We start from the raw sequence: 15665 nt of genomic DNA, 5'->3' as shown, positions 1-15665 counted from the left end.
CTTTTACACTCCCTCCTTATTTGCTGCCGCGGCGCTTGACAATAAACTTGTCCGTGCGGTTCTTGGTCTTGCGGGTCTTGTAGCCCAGGGCCGGCTTGCCCCAAGGGGTGACCGGGCCGGGACGGCCAACGGGGCTCTTGCCCTCGCCGCCGCCGTGGGGGTGGTCGCAGGGGTTCATAACCGAGCCGCGGACGGTGGGCCGCCAGCCCATGTGACGCTTGCGGCCGGCCTTGCCGATCTGGATGTTAGCGTGGTCGGTGTTGCCCACCTGGCCGATGGTGGCCTTGCAGCTCTCCCGGACCAGGCGCACCTCGCCGGAGGGGAGACGGACCTGAGCCATGCCGTTCTCCTTGGCCATCAGCTGGGCGGCCACACCGGCGGCGCGGACCAGCTGGCCGCCCTTGCCGGGGTAGAGCTCGATGTTGTGAATCATCTCGCCCACGGGGATGTTGGCGATCGGCAGGCAGTTGCCGGGCAGGATGTCGGCCTCGGGACCGGTCATGATCACGTGGCCGGCCTTCAGGCCGTTGGGGGCCAGGATATAGCGGCGCTCGCCGTCCTCATACTCGATGAGGGCAATGTTGGCGGAGCGGTTGGGGTCGTACTGGAGGTTGATGACCTTGGCGCTCCCCTCCTTGTCCCGCTTGAAGTCGATGATGCGGTACTTCTGCTTGTTGCCGCCGCCGTGGTGGCGGACGGTGATGCGGCCGTAGCTGTTGCGGCCCGCGTGCTTCTTCAGCACCTCGGTAAGGGCGCGCTCGGGCTTGGCCTTCTTGTCGATCCCCTCGAAGGCAGACACAGTCATGTGACGGCGGGAGGGGGTTGTGGGCTTATAAGTCTTAATAGCCATTTCTCAATTCCTCCTTACACCATACCCTCGAAGAACTCGATGGACTTGGAGTCGGCGGTCAGGGTGACCATGGCCTTCTTCCAGCTGGGCCGACGGCCGGCGGGACGGGCACCCATGCGCTTCTCCTTCCCCTGCATGTTCAGGGTGTTCACCTTGGCCACCTTCACGCCAAAGATCTCCTCCACCGCCTTGGCGATCTCGATCTTGTTGGCGCGCTTGTCGACCTCAAAGGTGTAGCGCTTCATCTCAGTCTGCTCCATGGACTGCTCGGTGATGATGGGGCGCTTGATGATATCATAGGCAGTAGCAGCCATTACGCATACACCTCCTCGATGATAGCCAGGGCAGCCTTGTCGATGACCAGCTGCTTGGCGTTGACGATGTCGTAGACGCTGAGGATCTTGGCGGTGGTGGTGACCGCGCCGGGGATATTCCGGGCGGACAGGACCACCTTCTCATTGACCTCGGGGGTGATAACCACCGACTTGGACGCGCCGATGGCGTCCAGGAAGGTCTTCATGGTCTTGGTCTTCACCTCGGCCAGCTCCAGGCCGTCCACCACCAGAACGGCGTTCTCGGCGGCTTTGGCGGACAGAGCGGACTTGAGGGCCAGCCGGCGGGCTTTCTTGTTCAGGCTGGCGCGGTAGCTGCGGGGCTTGGGGGCGAACACAATGCCGCCATGGGTCCACTGGGGGGCTCGGGTGCTGCCCTGGCGGGCGTGGCCGGTGCCCTTCTGACGCCAGGGCTTCTTGCCGCCGCCGGACACTTCCGCCCGGGTGAGGGCGCTCTGGGTGCCCTGACGGCAGTTGGCCAGGTGGTTCTTGACCGCCTCGTGGACCACAGCCTGGTTGGGCTCGATGCCGAAGATGGCCTCGGAGAGCTCGATCTCGCCGATCTGCTTACCAGCCATATCATAAAGGTTCGCTTTAGGCATAACTCAATCTCTCCTTTCCTTACTTGTTGCGGGCGGAGGCCTTCTGCGGATTGACGCGGGCAGAAGCCTTCTGCGGGTTGACGCGGCCACCCTCGGCGGCGTGCTTCTCGACAATGGTCTTGACGGTGTTCTTCAGATACACGATGCCGCCCTTGGGGCCGGGGATGGCGCCCCGGACCGCGATCAGGCCCAGCTCCTCGTCCACCTGGACCACGTCCAGCTTGACGACGGTGACCTGCACGTTGCCCATCTGGCCGGCGCCGTCGCGGCCCTTGGCGATGTGGCCGGGGGTGGTGCCGGCGCCCAGGGAACCCTGATGGCGGTGAACGGGGCCGCCGCCGTGGGTGTTGCGCTTGACGGCCGCTCCGTGGCGCTTGACCACGCCCTGGAAGCCGTGGCCCTTGCTGGTGCCGGTCACGTCCACGTAATCGCCGGCGGCGAAGACGTTGGCGGTGAGCACGTCGCCCACCTCATACTTGGAGCAGTCCTTCAGAGGGAACTCCTTCAGGACCCGCTTGTACTCGGTGAGGCCGGCCTTCTTCTGATGGCCCAGCTCCGGCTTGGTGAGCTTGCGCTCGGGGATCTCCTGGAAACCCAGCTGGATGGCCTCGTAGCCATCCTTCTCGGCGGTCTTCTTCTGCACTACGGTGCAGGGGCCGGCCTGGATCAGGGTGACGGGCACCACCCGGCCGGCTTCATCGAAGATCTGGGTCATGCCGATCTTTTTGCCGATGATCGCTTTCTCCATTGGGGATTTTCCTCCTAATTAAAGGTTATTGGTCGGCGTAGTTGGCTCCCATTGGGCTGGGGCCATTGCTCCGGCGACTTGACCCGTCCGTCTCAAAACGCGACGGACCGCGGGTACAACAAAGGGAAATGCGTGGGGGGGCTTACAGCTTGATCTCGATCTCTACACCGGCGGGGAGCTCCAGGCTCATCAGGGCCTCCACCGTCTTGGAGGAGGGCTTGACTACGTCGATGAGGCGCTTGTGGATGCGGCGCTCAAACTGCTCGCGGCTGTCCTTATACTTGTGGACGGCCCGCAGGATGGTGACCACTTCCTTCTTGGTGGGCAGGGGAATGGGGCCGGAGACGTTGGCGCCGGTGCGCTTGGCGGTCTCCACGATCTTCTCGGCGCTCTGGTCGATGAGCTGGTGGTCATAGGCCTTGAGGCGGATGCGGATCATTTCTTTCTGAGCTGCCATTGGTTGTTTCCTCCTTGATTCATACGAAGTTGAGTGTTTTTCAGGGGCTTGCTCGTCCTCCGTACGGTGAGCGACGTTTGTACACGCTTTCGTGCGTATCACTCCCGGCCACGAAAAAACCGGCGCAAAAGGGCCGGTTCTCCCCGTACCAGGCGATATACGCCCCTGTACGGACCTCGCTCAGCCGCCCGATCTGTCGGACATACTCCGCGGAAGTTACCTCCTTTTTGGAGCAATCTCCCGCATCATCGCAGACTGCGCCCTGTCAGACGCTCCGTTATCATACTACACCCGCCCGTGTGTGTCAAGCCTTTTTTTGAAAAAATCCGGCAGTTTTTCCCCAGTTCGGAGGGGGCCCTTTGTGGACTTTTTAAACAGCCGTGCAAAAGCCCCTCCCCCTAAAGGGAGGGGCCGCGGGTTCATCTCCGGACCCACTTGCCAAAGAGGGTCTTTTTAAAGTTCAGCAAAGCCTCCTGGGCGGGCGCGTAATTCCTGCATTTCTGAAAATACTCCACGCCCTTCTTGATGTCCTCCGGGACGCTCAGGCCCTGGGTATAGATGGTGCCCAGGCCGTAGTTGAGCAGGTTCGTGCTGTAGTCCACCTCCTGGAACAGCTGGAGGGCCCGGGCGGGGTCCTTCTGGCAGCCGTACCCAAAAAGGTAGCAGCTGCCCAGCATATCGTTGCCCCAGGTGTTCTTCAGGGCGTGGGCCCGCTCAAACAGCTGAACCGCCCGGCCATAGTCCTGCGGGACGCCGTCCTGCCCCAGGTACAGCAGCTTCCCTGCCAGATTGGCGCAGCCAATGGCGTTGGGGTCCTCCAGGCCCAGCTCAAAGCACTCCATCGCCCGGGGGCAGTCCTTGGGCACGATCTTGCCCTCCATAAACGCCTTGCCCACGTTGTACCAGGCGTTCAGCTGCCCCTGCTTGGCGGCGGCAAAATACAGGTCCAGCGCCTCCTGGGCCCGCCCGTCCTCCTTTTCGATGAGGATCGCGTACTGCTCCTGCCAGTTGGGGTAGCCCAGCTCGGCCCCCAGCTTGGCCAGCTCCAGCGCCTTGGCCTTGTCCGGCGGAAAGGTGCCGTCATCCCCGTCGTTGTACAGGTTATACAGGTTCCGGCCGGCGAAGCCCATGCCGCCCCGGAAGGCCTTCTCAAACCAGGGAATGCACTTCAGCTCGCTTTCCCGCAGCCACTGGCCAAAGGCCTCCTTGCTGGGAAAATCGTTGGGGCCCTTCCCCTCGATGCGCACCACGTCCAGCCAGAAGTAGGTGTTGCCGATCATATTCATGGCGAACAGGCAGCCCGCCTGGGCCTTCTCGTACACCGTGTTCCACGCCTCCTTCAGCGTAGCGAAGGGCATGGCCTCCTCCATCTCCGGCGTGAGCATCCCGCACCGCATGGCGCCCAGCACCCCCATGGCGCTGCCCTGGAGGATGCTCTTGCGGATCAGCTGCTCCGTCACCTCATCGTTCTCCTGGAAGGGGTGGTACTTCCAGCTGTACTGCGGTCCCGAGGTGCATCGGGACAATATGTAGCTGGCGTCGCCGTCCCCGGCGTTGGAGGCATCGGCCAGAGACTGGAGGCACGCTGCCGCCCGCTCCTTGTCATACGTATAGTAAATGGCCTCGATGGCGTTGTCTACTGTGTCGCTGAAATACTTGCCCATACTGGATCTCCATTCCTTTCCATTCTTATTGTTTCTTCTCCAGCTGTTTGGTAATGTCCTTCCACTGGGAAAAATCGGGGTCAAAGGTGCCCTCCGACATCTGGAGCAGCCACTCCTGGGCCTGCCGGCTGGTACACTTGGTCTCAAAGACCCGGAGCAGATCCGGGTCGGGACGGCTGGCGTTGACGGTGACCCGCCCGTCCAGCTTGTCTCCTGCCTTTAAGTAGAGGTACCGGGGCCCGGCGAACAGGGCCACCACCGTATATTTTCCGCTGGCCAGACCCTCCCCGGCCAGCTCCACATCCCGGCGGGTGAAACTGTCGTAATCCCGGGTGGCGCCGGTGCGGTCGCTGATGGACAGTCTGGCCCGGGCCTGGGACCGGGGCGTCTCCGCCCCCTGGAGGAGCTGCCAGCCCGCCACGTCCGGGACCCGCTTCCGCTCCAGCAGACCGGCGAAGGCTTCCCACGCCTCCGGCTCCCCCACCGGCTTGGCCAGGGCCTGATAGGCGCCGCCGGCCAGCTTCAGGGTGACCACCAGGGTCAGCCCCGTGTTGGAGATCCCTGCGGACAGGCGGGAGAAGCTGGCTCCGTTCAGCCCCGGCATCGGGAGCAGGTCCACCGGCTCCAGCTCGAAGCGCTGGCCCGGACGCTTCAGGCCGGTGAGCTGATCCTCCACCGTCCGCCGGTCAAAGCGGGAGGTCCGCTGGCCGTTCAGATCGATGAGCACAAAATCGGGGTTGTTCCCGGCGCGGCTCCGGGCCTGCTCCTCCTGCCGGGACAGCCGCTGATCCTGACGGCGGAGCACAGAGCGGTTGGTAGCCTGCCACTCCTCCTCCGTCTGGTCGGTAAAGCTGGACATATTTTTGTAATCGTCAAAGAAAGCCTCGGGCATCCGCAGGCGCAGACAGTCCACCGCCGCCTTCAGCTCGGCAGGCTTGTGGAGGGTGGTCACCTGAATCTGCCGGCGGTCGTCCACAATCCATAGCTCCAGGATGCGGGTGGTGCGCCGGCGGTTGTTGCTGTAGTGGGTCCTGATCTCGTCCCGGAGGAATACCCCCCGGATGCGGGCAATGGAGGTGACCTCGTCACCGAAGACCCACTCCTTCCCAATGGCCACCCGGTCAAACCACTGGCCGTTCTCCCGGATATCCTTGTCCACCATGGCAAACAGCTCCTCCACCGGAGGAGCCTCCTCCGGGTAGGGCAGCTGGGAACGGATGGATTTGGCCAGCTTGCTCTTTGCCGGGCAGAAGGCATCCCGCAGATCGGTATAGGCCTCGGCAAGGCCCAGGGCCGTACCGCCCAGGCACAACACTGCGGTGAATATGGTAAAAGCCCAGTCTTTCAGCTCCCATAAGGAGCGGTCCTCCTGCATCTGCATATAGAAGCACACGCCCCCGGCAAAACCGAAGAACAGATACAGCAGCGCCCAGAACAGCTTAGCCAGCCCCTTCCGGGTCCGGTCCAGACAGTAGCTGCCCTCCGGGGCGCTTTTGGCCTTTCTTGTCGCTCCACAGGCCACCAGAATCAGCGCGGCCCACAGATAGCCGATCATCCTCCCCGCGATCAAAAAGGCAACGCCGTACAGCAGCCAGTTCCAGGGCCATTTGAGCTGAAACTTTTTCATATTCCCCCGCCTCCGTCAGTTGAACTTATAAATCTTCTGCGCAATCCGGTACAGGGCCACGGACAACCTCCGTCCCGGCGCGGTGGGCAGATTGGTGGCGGCGGGGACGGCAAAGTAGCGCATCCTGGTGTAAAGCCCCTTGTCCACCGTCCGCAGATACTCCCACAGCTGGGTCCGCTTGCCCAACGACTCGGGGCTGCCCTCCATGGTGAGGAAAATGGAGGAAATGGTCATCATAATGGCCAGATAGTTGTACATATACCGGGCCAGCTTTTTGTTCTGTTTGGCCACAAAGCGGAGATTCCAGCAGTCGATCATATGGTAGTTCACCCGGAGCTGCTGGTCCACCCGGCCCATCATCACGCTCTCGTTCACGCTCTGGTCCGCCCGGCCGATGAAGTAGCGGTACAGGTCCACATCCATATAGTAGAGGTTGCGCACCAGGGGCAGAGGCTCATACACAAAGATGTTATCCACATAGAAGGTGTGCTTTGGCAGCTCCAGCTGGCAGTCCCTCAGAATCTGAGTGCGGTAGATGACGCTGTGCATCAGCAGATACTGCCCCGGCTTAAAGCGGCCGATGTGCTTCCAGTTGAACACCCGGCCCACCGGGAACACATTTCGGTAGTGCACCGCCCGCTGGGTGTTGTCCTCCACGTGCTCGTAGACGTAGTTGGCAATCATCAGGTCCACCGGCTTGCCGTCCCGGACAAACTGGCGCAGCTTGTCCAGCACCTGGTGCAGCGCGTCCACATCCAGCCAGTCGTCGGAGTCCACCACCTTATAATAAATGCCCTGGGCGTTGCGGATGCCCTGGTTCACCCCCTCGCCGTGGCCGCCGTTCTCCTGGTGGATGGCCCGGACGATCTCCGGGTACTGCTCGGCGTAGCGGTCGCAGATGGCGGGGGTGTCGTCCTTGGTGGAGCCGTCGTCCACCAGGATAATCTCGATGTCGTCCCCGCCCTGGAGCAAGGTGTCTACGCAGTGCTCCATGTAGGCCGCCGAGTTGTAGCAGGGGACGGCGAAAGTAATCAGCTTTTCCATTGGTCGTTCTCTCCTTTACGCCAGCCGCTCCGCCAACTCCAGAGCCCGAGCGGCGATGGCGTCCATGTTGTAGTACTTATATTCGGCCAGACGGCCCAGCAGGTAAAGCTGCTGTTTTTTGTCCGCCTCCGCCTTGTATTTGGCGTACAGGGCGTTGTTCTCGGGGTTGATGATGGCGTAGTAGGGGGTCTCCTGGGGGGCACCGATGTAGGGGCGGGAGTACTCCTTCACGATGGTAGTCACGCCGGGCAGGTCCTGGCCGGTGAGGCGCTTAAACTCGGTAATGCGGGTGAAGTCCTCGTCCACCGTGTAGTTAACGGTGCCGTGGGTCTGGTAGAAGCCGCCTCCCCGGAGGGGGTGGTCCGGATCGGGGTAGGGCATGCCGGGGGCGCGGTGGTCCCGGTCCTGCCAGGTCTCGAAAACAAAGTCCAGGGTCCGGTAGGGCAGACGGCCGTAGCACAGGCCAAAGAACTCGTCCAGAGGGCCGGTATAGATCAGGGGGACGGACAGGGGCATCCCCGCGCCCCGGAGGAAAATGTCGTACTCCTCCAGGGACAGGTACTGCCGCACGTCGGTGTTCAGCAAAACCTCGATGTTGGGGTGGTCCAGCATCCGCTGGAACATTTTGGTGTAGCCCTCCAGGGGCATACCCTGGTACTTGTCCTGGAAGTAGCGGTCGTCCCGGGAGAGGAACACCGGCACCCGGGCGGTGGTGTTGGGGTCGATCTCCTCCGGCTTCTGGCCCCACTGCTTCATGGTGTAGTGGACGAAGACGTGCTCATAGACGTAATCCGCCAGGGCGGAAATCTCCGGGTCCGGGTTCTGCCGCAGCTCCAGAATGGTGACCTTTTTCTCCGCGCCGTAGGCGGCGATGAGCTTATCCCCCAGCTTTTTGCCCTCCTCGGGACCGAAAGCGGTCTCCAGAGAGGTGAGGTTGAAGGGGACGGGGTATTGCAGCCGCCAGCCGGGCCTTCCGCCGCCAGCCGGGTCGGGGATGTTGGCCACCACCCGATGCTGATAGTCCCGCCACTCTGTAAATCTGGACAGGAAGTCAAAAACCTTTTTATCGTTGGTATGGAAGATGTGGGGGCCGTATTTGTGAATCAGCACCCCGTGGCCGTCCAGGCAGTCGTAGGCGTTGCCGCCGATGTGGTCCCGGCGCTCAAAGACCCGCACCTTTTTCCCCTTCTCCGCCAGGGCCCGGGCGGATACCGCGCCGGCGTAGCCCGCTCCAGCCACCAAAACGTCATATGTCTCCAATCTGATGTCCATCCTTTCCTGGTCAGCTTTTATCCGGTCATAGTATAGCACAATTTCCCAGGAAAACAACTTAAAATTCCTTAAAGAATTTTCGCCGCCCGCGTTACCTTTTGCCCCGCTCAGCCGTAATACAAACAGAGAGACAAGGAGATGGTCCCATGACTCAGGCCGAGGAGCTGTTCGCTCAGGTTTGGGAGGCATATGGCCCCAGACTGTACCGCTTCTGCCTGCTGCAGATGAAAAATCAGGCGGATGCGGAGGACGTACTGCAGGACGTCCTCATCAAGCGGCTGTACCAGGCGCCCCAATTCAAGTCCCCGGAGCACGAGCGGAACTGGCTGTTCCAGGTGGCCATCAACCTGTGCCGGGACGAATGGCGGCACCGTCGCCGGTCGGAGCTGCCCCTGGAGGCGGCGGCCAACGTACCGCTGCCCCCGGCGGATCTGTCCCTGCTGGAGCAGGCCGCCTGCCTGTCGGAAAAGCAGCGCACCGCCCTCCATCTCTACTACTACGAAGGGTACACCGTCCGGGAGATCGCGCGGCTGCTGGGCGTGACGGTCCCCACCATCAAAATGAGACTGAAGCGGGGCCGTGAGGCCCTGCGGAAGGAGTGGTCAGAATGACGAACCCGTATCACGACGCAATGGACCGCTGCACCCCCCCGGAGGGGCTGCGGGAGCGGATGGAAGAAAACGTCCTGGCAGGCCGGCCAAAACGGAGCAAGACCTTCAAGCCCAGGGGCTTCCGAAAAAAGACGGCGGCGGTCCTGCTGGCGGCAGCCCTGCTGCTGGGAACCGGCGCCACCACCACCTGGGACCCCCTGTTCATCCGCCGCTTCGGGCCCGGCGCAGCCCTGTCCGCCCTGGGCGGGGCGGTGTTCCAGGAGGTAAACGTCACCTCGGTGTGCGACGATGTGTCCCTCACCGTCACCCAGGCCCTGAGCAGTGACAGGACCATCTACCTCCTGCTGGAGTACCAGCTGCCCGAGGGCTTCTCTCCGGGGGAGGGGGAGCGGCTGAGTTACCCTGGCGCCGTAAAATATTACGGCACCGGGGACTATACCTGGGAGGAGCTCAAGGCGGTGGAGGAACACCTCTGGCAGGACTACGACTGGTCAACGAACCTCTCCTATGGCGACTACTTTGACCGGGAGGACTTCGTTCTGGCCCCCTATGACCTCACCCACAGCAAGGACGGAAACGGAAATTCCAGCGGCAGCGCCAGCACAAAGGGCTACGACCAGTCAACCAACACCATTACCTGGCTGTACACCCACGATTTCAACACCGGCTGGAGCCTGAATGAGCAGCCCCTCACCGTTTTGGTCACCCCGCCTATCCTGGAGCGCGAGGACGGGACCAGGAGCGCCGTCACCGGCCACCCGGCCATTGTCACCTTCCAGCCCGCCTACGACGGGCCTCAGGCCCTCACCGCCCGGCTGGAGGAGGGAGATGTAACAATTTCCGCCACCCTGTCCCCCTTCTCCCTGGCACTGGAGGCGGAGGGCATGGGCTATCCCTACTATGAGGACATGGTGAAGGACACCCGCCTGGTCACCCGGGACGGCACGGAGAAAGCCGTCAGCCTGATGGGCGTCACCGGCGGCGGCGGCAGCTTCGGCCCCGAGGGGCAGCCGCAGGAGGTCTCGACCATCCTCCACTTCCTGCTGATTACCGACATTGGCAGCTATACCGCCATCCGCATGGGGGACTATGAGATCCCGCTGAGCTGAACAAACGCAAAAAGGGCCGCCCGGCTGGGCGGCCCTCCTGTTTTGCCATTACTTCAAATTTTTGTACATCCGCAGGGCGATGGACAGGGCCTGCTCGATGGTGGCGGAGCCCTGGGGATCAAAGCTGCCGCCGCTGCCGCTGACGATGCCCTTGCCGGACATGAAGGCCACCGCGTCTCTGGCCCAGCCGCCGATGGCGCTGTCGTCCGCGAAGGTGGTCGCTCCGGCAGCGGGGATCTCGCCGCCCAGCTTGGTGTACACACGGGACAGCATGGAGGCCGCCTGCTCCCGGGTCACCAGGGCTTCGGGGGCAAAGGTGTCCTCGGTGACGCCGTAGACAAAGCCCAGCTCCGCGGCCTGGAGGACGGCGGCGTCATTGGTGTCGGCAAAGGGATTCGCCACCGCGGCGGGGACCCGCTGGCCGCTCATAGCCTCATACAGCTTGACCGCCGTGGCGGCGAACTGGGCCCGGGTGATGTTCACCCGGTAGTCGGCCCCCAGCTTGTCGGACACCAGCCCAGCGGAAATTGCCTCGTTCACCTGATCCTTGGCCCAGTCACTCACTTGAAGGCCACCTGTCGGTTGCTCAGGCGCAGTGGTAGACACAGAAGCGGCCAGCCCCGTGACTTGGTCGGGAACGGTCTGAGCGGGTCCCCCACCTCGCATTGCATTTCCCTGTCCGCCGTTGCCCAGCTGGCCGAATTTGTTTGACCCCCATGCCCAGAGGGAGCCATCGGTCTTGATAGCGACGGTGTGGTCGTTCCCGCAGCTGACCGCCGCTATGTTGTCCATCACCTTCACTGGGATGTTGGAACGTTCCGTGGAGCCGTTGCCCAACTGGCCGTAATGATTGTCCCCCCACATCCAAAGGGAGCCATCGCTCTTGACAACGGCGGTGTGGTTGTACCCGCAACTCACCGCCGCCACGCTGTCCATCACTTTCACCGGGACAGTCTGGATGGTGTGGCCATCTTTATCTTCTGCATTCCCTGTACCGCCATTACCCAGCTGGCCAAATTGGTTGTCTCCCCACATCCACAGGGAGCCGTCGTTCTTGATGGCGGCAGTGTGACCAGTCCCGCAGCTAACTGCCGCCATATTGTCCATCACCTTCACTGGGATGTCGGAAGGTTCCACGGAGCCGTTGCCCAGATGACCGCAGTGATTTGCTCCCCACGTCCACAGGGAGCCGTCGCTCTTAATGGCGGCGGTGTGGTAACCCCCGCTACCAACTGCCACCACGTTGTCCATCACCTTCATCGGGACAGTCTGGATGGGGGGCGGCCCAAACAAGGCCTCCGAACTCCCCGAACCCGTTGAGATACCGATGCCGACCCCCTGATCATTCCCCTTGCCGCCGTTGCCCAGCGCGCCGGTGCCGTTCCATCCCCACGTCCATAGAGAGCCGTCGCTCTTAATGGCGGCGGTGTACCCGCCTCCGCCACTCACTGTCGTCACGCCGTCCATCACCTTCACCGGAGTGCTGGAATCCGTCTTGGTGCCATTGCCCAGCTGGCCGGATTGGTTGTTCCCCCACATCCAGATGGAGCCGTCGGTCTTGAGGACAACAGCGTTGGAACCTACGTAGCTGACCGACGCCACGCTGTCCATTACCTTCACTGGAACAAGGGAATCCTCCTTGGAGCCGTTGACCAAGTAGCCGCTATAATTTCGTCCCCATATCCACAGGGAACCGTTCGCATCAACGGCAGCGGTGCACCACTGCCCCGTACTGAGGATAATGCTTTCACCCGCCTTACCCATGTCATAGGCTGAGGCAGAAACAGTCAGGCCCAGGCACACCGCTAGGGCCAGCATGAGGGATACCGCTTTCTTTTTCATCCTGAAACATTCTCCTTTCGATCCATTCGGTGCACGAATATGGTCTCAGTATAGCATGGTTTTTTGGAAAAAACAATACGATATAGCCTACATAGTATTTATGCTGTTTCCAGGCAGGAGAAAATTCGCCCAGGGGGGTTGACAACGGGCTGAGGATGTATTATTGTATTAGATACATAATACAGTAATACAAGGGAGGGACGCCACCATGGCCTGGACGCTGGACGACAGCCGTCCCATTTGGCCCCAGCTCAGCCAGCAGCTGGCCCGGCAGATCATCGCCGGAGTCTATCCGCCGGGGAGCCGGCTGCCCTCCGTGCGGGAGCTGGCGGCGGAAGCAGGGGTCAACCCCAACACCATGCAGCGGGCCCTGGTCCAGCTGGAGCAGGAGAACCTGGCTAAGGCCGACCGCACCGCTGGCCGGCTGGTCACCCAGGACGTTGCGGCCCTGGAGGCGGCCCGCCTGCGGGAGGCGGAAGCGGTGATCCGAGACTATTTTGAGGCGATGGCCGCCCTGGGCTATACCGGCGAGCAGGCGGTCCAGTTGTTAAAGGAGGAATTTCAGTGAGCGACTATCTGATGGAATGTCATGGACTGTACAAGTCCTACGGCCTGCGGGCCGCTCTGCGGGGGGTGGACCTGGAGGTGGGGCCGGGTTGCATCGTGGGCCTGCTGGGCCCCAACGGCAGCGGCAAGACCACCCTCATCAAGCTGCTGTGCGGCCTGCTCCAGCCCACCACCGGCTGGTTGACGGTGGACGGCTCCGCCATCGGGCCCTACACCAAATCGGTCATCAGCTACCTGCCCGACCGGATGTACTTTGCCGATTGGATGAAGGCCACCGACCTGTTCGACCTGTTTCAGGATTTTTACAGCGACTTTGAGTACGAGAAGGCCCTCGCCATGTGCCAGAGCCTGGGAGTGGAACCCCGGGACCGGCTGAAGGCCATGTCCAAGGGCACCAAGGAGAAGGTGCAGCTGGTGCTGGTCATGGCCCGGAAGGCCAAGCTCTACCTGCTGGATGAGCCCATCGCCGGGGTGGACCCGGCGGCCCGGGATTTCATCCTGCGCACCATCCTCACCAATTACAACGAGGAGGGCACCGTCCTGATCTCCACCCACCTGATCTCCGACGTGGAGAAGGTGCTGGACGAGGCCATCTTCCTGAAGGAGGGCAAAATCATCCTCCACGACACGGTGGATAACATCCGGGAACGGGAGGGCAAAAGTGTGGACGCTCTTTTCCGGGAGATGTTCCGGGCGGAGCCTATGGAAGGAGGGGAGTTCTGATGCTGTTTAAGCTGTTAAAATACGACTTCCGGGCCATGTGGAAGCAGTTTTCCCTCATCTGGGGGGCGGCACTGGTGCTGGCCCTAGTGAATCGGTTTAGTATTTTTTGGGATGTGGACGATCACGTTATCGGCCTCAGCGATACCACCGCCTCAGGCATTACGATTTTCGCCTTTATAGCCGTTCTGGCTGCCATGTTCGTCATCGCTGTCATCTTTGTGGTCAACCGCTTCTCCAAGGGACTGCTGGGCAATGAGGGCTATTTGATGCATACTCTCCCCGTCCGGCCCTGGGAACTGGTGCTGTCCAAGCTGATCTGCGGAACCGTCACCTGGATAGGTTGCGGGGTGGTGGCCCTTTTGTCCCCCTTCATCATGGCCCCTGTGAACTGGCTTGAGCTGATACAATTCTCCTTCTGGTCGGAGGCTTTTCGGGGAATTTTCCATGGAGTCATGAAGCACCCCGGCGTGCTGGTCCTGTTGGCGGAATTCTGCCTGGTAATCCTCTCCCTGCTGGTGCTCTTTATCGCGTCCATGTATCTGGCTATGGCCGTGGGGCACCTGTTCTCCCGCCACCGGCGGCTCATCAGCGTGGCCGTATTCATCGGACTGTATATCTTGATTGTGAATATATATGGGCGGGTGTTCTCCGTCCGCTTCGTACAGGCTCTGATGAACATGGCTACCGTCAACGCCTACGGCTCCATGCTCACCGCCAGCGCCATTATGCTCATTCCCGCCGCCGCCTTTCTGGCTGTGGTGTGCTGGATTCTGGAAAATAAGCTGAATCTGGAGTAACAAAACCCGCCTGGAGCATACTCCAGGCGGGTTTCCCTTATTCCATGCACCACAGGGCTCGGATCTCCTCGTGCCGCCGTCTGGCGGCGTCGGTGTTGGCCAGGTTGCCCTCACAGCTCCACACTCCATTGCGGCGGATGGCGCTGAGAACGTCGTCCCGATGGTCGATGCGGCTCAGCAGAAACAGGACCTCCCGGCGGATAATCCCGGCGCAGGGTTCCTGAAAGACCACATACTCCTCCACCGTCTGGCCGCAGAACACCGTCTTGGCCAGCAGCTTGGTATCCACCTCCATGTAGCTCCTCACGTCCGCGATGAGCCGGTAGACGGCGGACTCCTGCCCGTCAAAGGCCATGCACATGCACCGGTCCTGCTCTCGGAGCAGCGCCAGGGTAAAGGGGAAGGTCTGGTACACCGTCTTCCGGAGGCGGCGGACATAGGCCCCCTCGCCCCGGAGGACGAAATGCAGCTCCAGCCGGTCCAGCTCTCCGCCGCAGAACCGGTCCAGCGTCCCCTCCAGCTCCCGGACGGTCCAGCCCTCCCAGGGGATGGTCTCCGGGGCGGGGCGCTTTTGGGGAAACAGCCCGTACACCCAGGGCCGGGAGGGAGCCCGACAGAGCGCCTTGACGCCGGTGAGGAAGGGCAGGCAGGTCTCCGGTCCCGGCTCCCGCTCCGGCGGACGCTGTCCGCCCTCCCGGTCCGGGGCGTTCTCCTTCGGGGAGGAGGCGTCCGGGACCGGGGCCGTCTTCGTGGGGGCAAGCTGGCGGGAGGTGAGCATGTCATAGGCCCAGGGGACCAGATTGTTCAAAAAATCCTCCAGCTGCCAGCAGTCCCCCCGGGGATGGCGGTCGCCGGGGTGGGCCGGCAGGCCGCCGCCCGCCCGCTCCGCCTCTGTCCAGGGAGTCAGGTACCCCACAATATCCTCCCGGCCGGCGGGGAAGTATTGGGCCAGACGGGCCGCCCTCTGCTCCGGCGAGGCGTTGTCCCCAAAGCCGTCCTGCAGACCGTCGGGGACCGTCTGAAACTGATCCGTCAGACTGCCCTTGTAGCACAGGACGTAGCCCCACATGGCGTCATCGCGGACGTAGGCCAGCAGAACGGCGCAGTTCAGCCGTCCGGACAGGATGCGGGGCACGCTGGTATCCAAAATGCTCCGCCTCCACCGGACAAACACCCCCTCCCGCCGCTCCGCCCACTCCATTTCGGGCACCTCCAGCCGGGACATGTCCAGCTCGCCCAGATAGACCACGCCGGGCTTCAGCCGCTCCAGCTCCGCCTGGACATGCTTGCGCCGCTGGTGCGGACAGATCAGCACATTTAAAAATCTGCTCATACACACACTCCTTCCAGATCCCTGTCTATCTGTATTATAGCGGTCCGGGAAAGAATTGCAAGCCTTCGATTTTCCTTGCTGTTTCAA

The 15665-nt window shown here is 62.1% G+C and carries 16 protein-coding genes; 5 read left to right on the top strand and 11 right to left on the bottom strand.

Going from position 1 to position 15665, the window contains the following annotated elements:
- Positions 1–16: 16 nt before the first annotated feature.
- The 9 genes from rplB to glf all read right to left on the bottom strand — a co-directional run bounded on the left by rplB (position 17) and on the right by glf (position 8596).
- A complete protein-coding gene (gene rplB, locus VV088_RS18620; RefSeq protein WP_334602173.1) occupies positions 17–850 on the bottom strand; it encodes a 50S ribosomal protein L2 in 834 nt (277 codons plus the stop codon).
- 14 nt (positions 851–864) lie between these two features.
- Positions 865–1164 (bottom strand): 50S ribosomal protein L23, encoded by a 300-nt coding sequence (gene rplW / locus VV088_RS18615; RefSeq protein ID WP_334602171.1) that lies wholly within the window; start codon positions 1162–1164, stop codon positions 865–867.
- Positions 1164–1784 carry a 50S ribosomal protein L4 gene (gene rplD / locus VV088_RS18610; RefSeq protein ID WP_334602170.1) on the bottom strand — a complete coding sequence of 207 codons (621 nt, stop codon included), beginning with the start codon at positions 1782–1784 and terminating at the stop codon, positions 1164–1166. The genes rplW and rplD overlap by 1 nt, the downstream gene beginning before the upstream one ends.
- A gap of 19 nt (positions 1785–1803) precedes the next feature.
- On the bottom strand, positions 1804–2532 hold the full coding sequence (rplC, locus tag VV088_RS18605) for a 50S ribosomal protein L3 (RefSeq protein WP_334602168.1): 729 nt from the start codon (positions 2530–2532) through the stop codon (positions 1804–1806).
- A 142-nt stretch (positions 2533–2674) separates the two neighbouring features.
- Positions 2675–2989: a 30S ribosomal protein S10 gene (gene rpsJ / locus VV088_RS18600; protein ID WP_334602166.1), complete on the bottom strand. Its 315-nt coding sequence runs from the start codon at positions 2987–2989 to the stop codon at positions 2675–2677.
- 419 nt (positions 2990–3408) lie between these two features.
- Entirely contained in the window at positions 3409–4653 is a 1245-nt protein-coding gene (locus tag VV088_RS18595) for a tetratricopeptide repeat protein (RefSeq protein WP_334602165.1), read from the bottom strand.
- Positions 4654–4678: 25 nt separating this feature from the next.
- Entirely contained in the window at positions 4679–6280 is a 1602-nt protein-coding gene (locus VV088_RS18590) for a hypothetical protein (RefSeq protein WP_334602164.1), read from the bottom strand.
- Between the two features lie 15 nt (positions 6281–6295).
- Complete coding sequence (locus tag VV088_RS18585; RefSeq protein WP_334602163.1) at positions 6296–7324, bottom strand: glycosyltransferase family 2 protein; 1029 nt, start codon at positions 7322–7324, stop codon at positions 6296–6298.
- Positions 7325–7339: 15 nt separating this feature from the next.
- Positions 7340–8596, bottom strand: a complete 1257-nt coding sequence (glf, locus tag VV088_RS18580) for a UDP-galactopyranose mutase (RefSeq protein WP_334602162.1) — start codon at positions 8594–8596, stop codon at positions 7340–7342.
- Between the two features lie 146 nt (positions 8597–8742).
- Here glf and VV088_RS18575 point away from each other — a divergent pair, with 146 nt between their 5' ends.
- Both VV088_RS18575 and VV088_RS18570 read left to right on the top strand, forming a co-directional pair.
- Positions 8743–9207: an RNA polymerase sigma factor gene (locus VV088_RS18575; protein ID WP_334602161.1), complete on the top strand. Its 465-nt coding sequence runs from the start codon at positions 8743–8745 to the stop codon at positions 9205–9207.
- Positions 9204–10316 (top strand): hypothetical protein, encoded by a 1113-nt coding sequence (locus tag VV088_RS18570; protein WP_334602160.1) that lies wholly within the window; start codon positions 9204–9206, stop codon positions 10314–10316. The genes VV088_RS18575 and VV088_RS18570 overlap by 4 nt, the downstream gene beginning before the upstream one ends.
- A gap of 48 nt (positions 10317–10364) precedes the next feature.
- Here VV088_RS18570 and VV088_RS18565 read toward each other — a convergent pair whose 3' ends face one another.
- Positions 10365–12158, bottom strand: a complete 1794-nt coding sequence (locus VV088_RS18565) for an RCC1 domain-containing protein (RefSeq protein ID WP_334602159.1) — start codon at positions 12156–12158, stop codon at positions 10365–10367.
- A 208-nt stretch (positions 12159–12366) separates the two neighbouring features.
- On the opposite strand from VV088_RS18565, the gene VV088_RS18560 reads away from it, so the two are divergent.
- From VV088_RS18560 to VV088_RS18550, 3 genes are read left to right on the top strand one after another with little or no spacing between them, the layout of a single operon-like run.
- Entirely contained in the window at positions 12367–12726 is a 360-nt protein-coding gene (locus VV088_RS18560; protein WP_334602158.1) for a GntR family transcriptional regulator, read from the top strand.
- Positions 12727–12737: 11 nt separating this feature from the next.
- On the top strand, positions 12738–13448 hold the full coding sequence (locus VV088_RS18555; protein ID WP_334602858.1) for an ABC transporter ATP-binding protein: 711 nt from the start codon (positions 12738–12740) through the stop codon (positions 13446–13448).
- Positions 13448–14245, top strand: a complete 798-nt coding sequence (locus tag VV088_RS18550; RefSeq protein ID WP_334602157.1) for a hypothetical protein — start codon at positions 13448–13450, stop codon at positions 14243–14245. The genes VV088_RS18555 and VV088_RS18550 overlap by 1 nt, the downstream gene beginning before the upstream one ends.
- Positions 14246–14282: 37 nt before the next feature.
- Here VV088_RS18550 and VV088_RS18545 read toward each other — a convergent pair whose 3' ends face one another.
- Positions 14283–15578, bottom strand: a complete 1296-nt coding sequence (locus tag VV088_RS18545) for a hypothetical protein (RefSeq protein WP_334602156.1) — start codon at positions 15576–15578, stop codon at positions 14283–14285.
- Positions 15579–15665: the final 87 nt, after the last annotated feature.

The sequence above is a fragment of the Lawsonibacter sp. JLR.KK007 genome (genome assembly GCF_036941135.1).
Lineage (GTDB): Bacteria > Bacillota > Clostridia > Oscillospirales > Oscillospiraceae > Lawsonibacter.
This window is presented reverse-complemented; position numbering and strand designations above follow the sequence as displayed.

Excerpts from the sequence above, each read along its gene's own strand:
- rplB (WP_334602173.1), bottom strand. The coding sequence starts at position 850 with ATGGCTATTAAGACTTATAAGCCCACAACCCCCTCCCGCCGTCACATG.
- rplW (WP_334602171.1), bottom strand. The coding sequence starts at position 1,164 with ATGGCTGCTACTGCCTATGATATCATCAAGCGCCCCATCATCACCGAG.
- rplD (WP_334602170.1), bottom strand. The coding sequence starts at position 1,784 with ATGCCTAAAGCGAACCTTTATGATATGGCTGGTAAGCAGATCGGCGAG.
- rplC (WP_334602168.1), bottom strand. The coding sequence starts at position 2,532 with ATGGAGAAAGCGATCATCGGCAAAAAGATCGGCATGACCCAGATCTTC.
- rpsJ (WP_334602166.1), bottom strand. The coding sequence starts at position 2,989 with ATGGCAGCTCAGAAAGAAATGATCCGCATCCGCCTCAAGGCCTATGAC.
- VV088_RS18595 (WP_334602165.1), bottom strand. The coding sequence starts at position 4,653 with ATGGGCAAGTATTTCAGCGACACAGTAGACAACGCCATCGAGGCCATT.
- VV088_RS18590 (WP_334602164.1), bottom strand. The coding sequence starts at position 6,280 with ATGAAAAAGTTTCAGCTCAAATGGCCCTGGAACTGGCTGCTGTACGGC.
- VV088_RS18585 (WP_334602163.1), bottom strand. The coding sequence starts at position 7,324 with ATGGAAAAGCTGATTACTTTCGCCGTCCCCTGCTACAACTCGGCGGCC.
- glf (WP_334602162.1), bottom strand. The coding sequence starts at position 8,596 with ATGGACATCAGATTGGAGACATATGACGTTTTGGTGGCTGGAGCGGGC.
- VV088_RS18575 (WP_334602161.1), top strand. The coding sequence starts at position 8,743 with ATGACTCAGGCCGAGGAGCTGTTCGCTCAGGTTTGGGAGGCATATGGC.
- VV088_RS18570 (WP_334602160.1), top strand. The coding sequence starts at position 9,204 with ATGACGAACCCGTATCACGACGCAATGGACCGCTGCACCCCCCCGGAG.
- VV088_RS18565 (WP_334602159.1), bottom strand. The coding sequence starts at position 12,158 with ATGAAAAAGAAAGCGGTATCCCTCATGCTGGCCCTAGCGGTGTGCCTG.
- VV088_RS18560 (WP_334602158.1), top strand. The coding sequence starts at position 12,367 with ATGGCCTGGACGCTGGACGACAGCCGTCCCATTTGGCCCCAGCTCAGC.
- VV088_RS18555 (WP_334602858.1), top strand. The coding sequence starts at position 12,738 with ATGGAATGTCATGGACTGTACAAGTCCTACGGCCTGCGGGCCGCTCTG.
- VV088_RS18550 (WP_334602157.1), top strand. The coding sequence starts at position 13,448 with ATGCTGTTTAAGCTGTTAAAATACGACTTCCGGGCCATGTGGAAGCAG.
- VV088_RS18545 (WP_334602156.1), bottom strand. The coding sequence starts at position 15,578 with ATGAGCAGATTTTTAAATGTGCTGATCTGTCCGCACCAGCGGCGCAAG.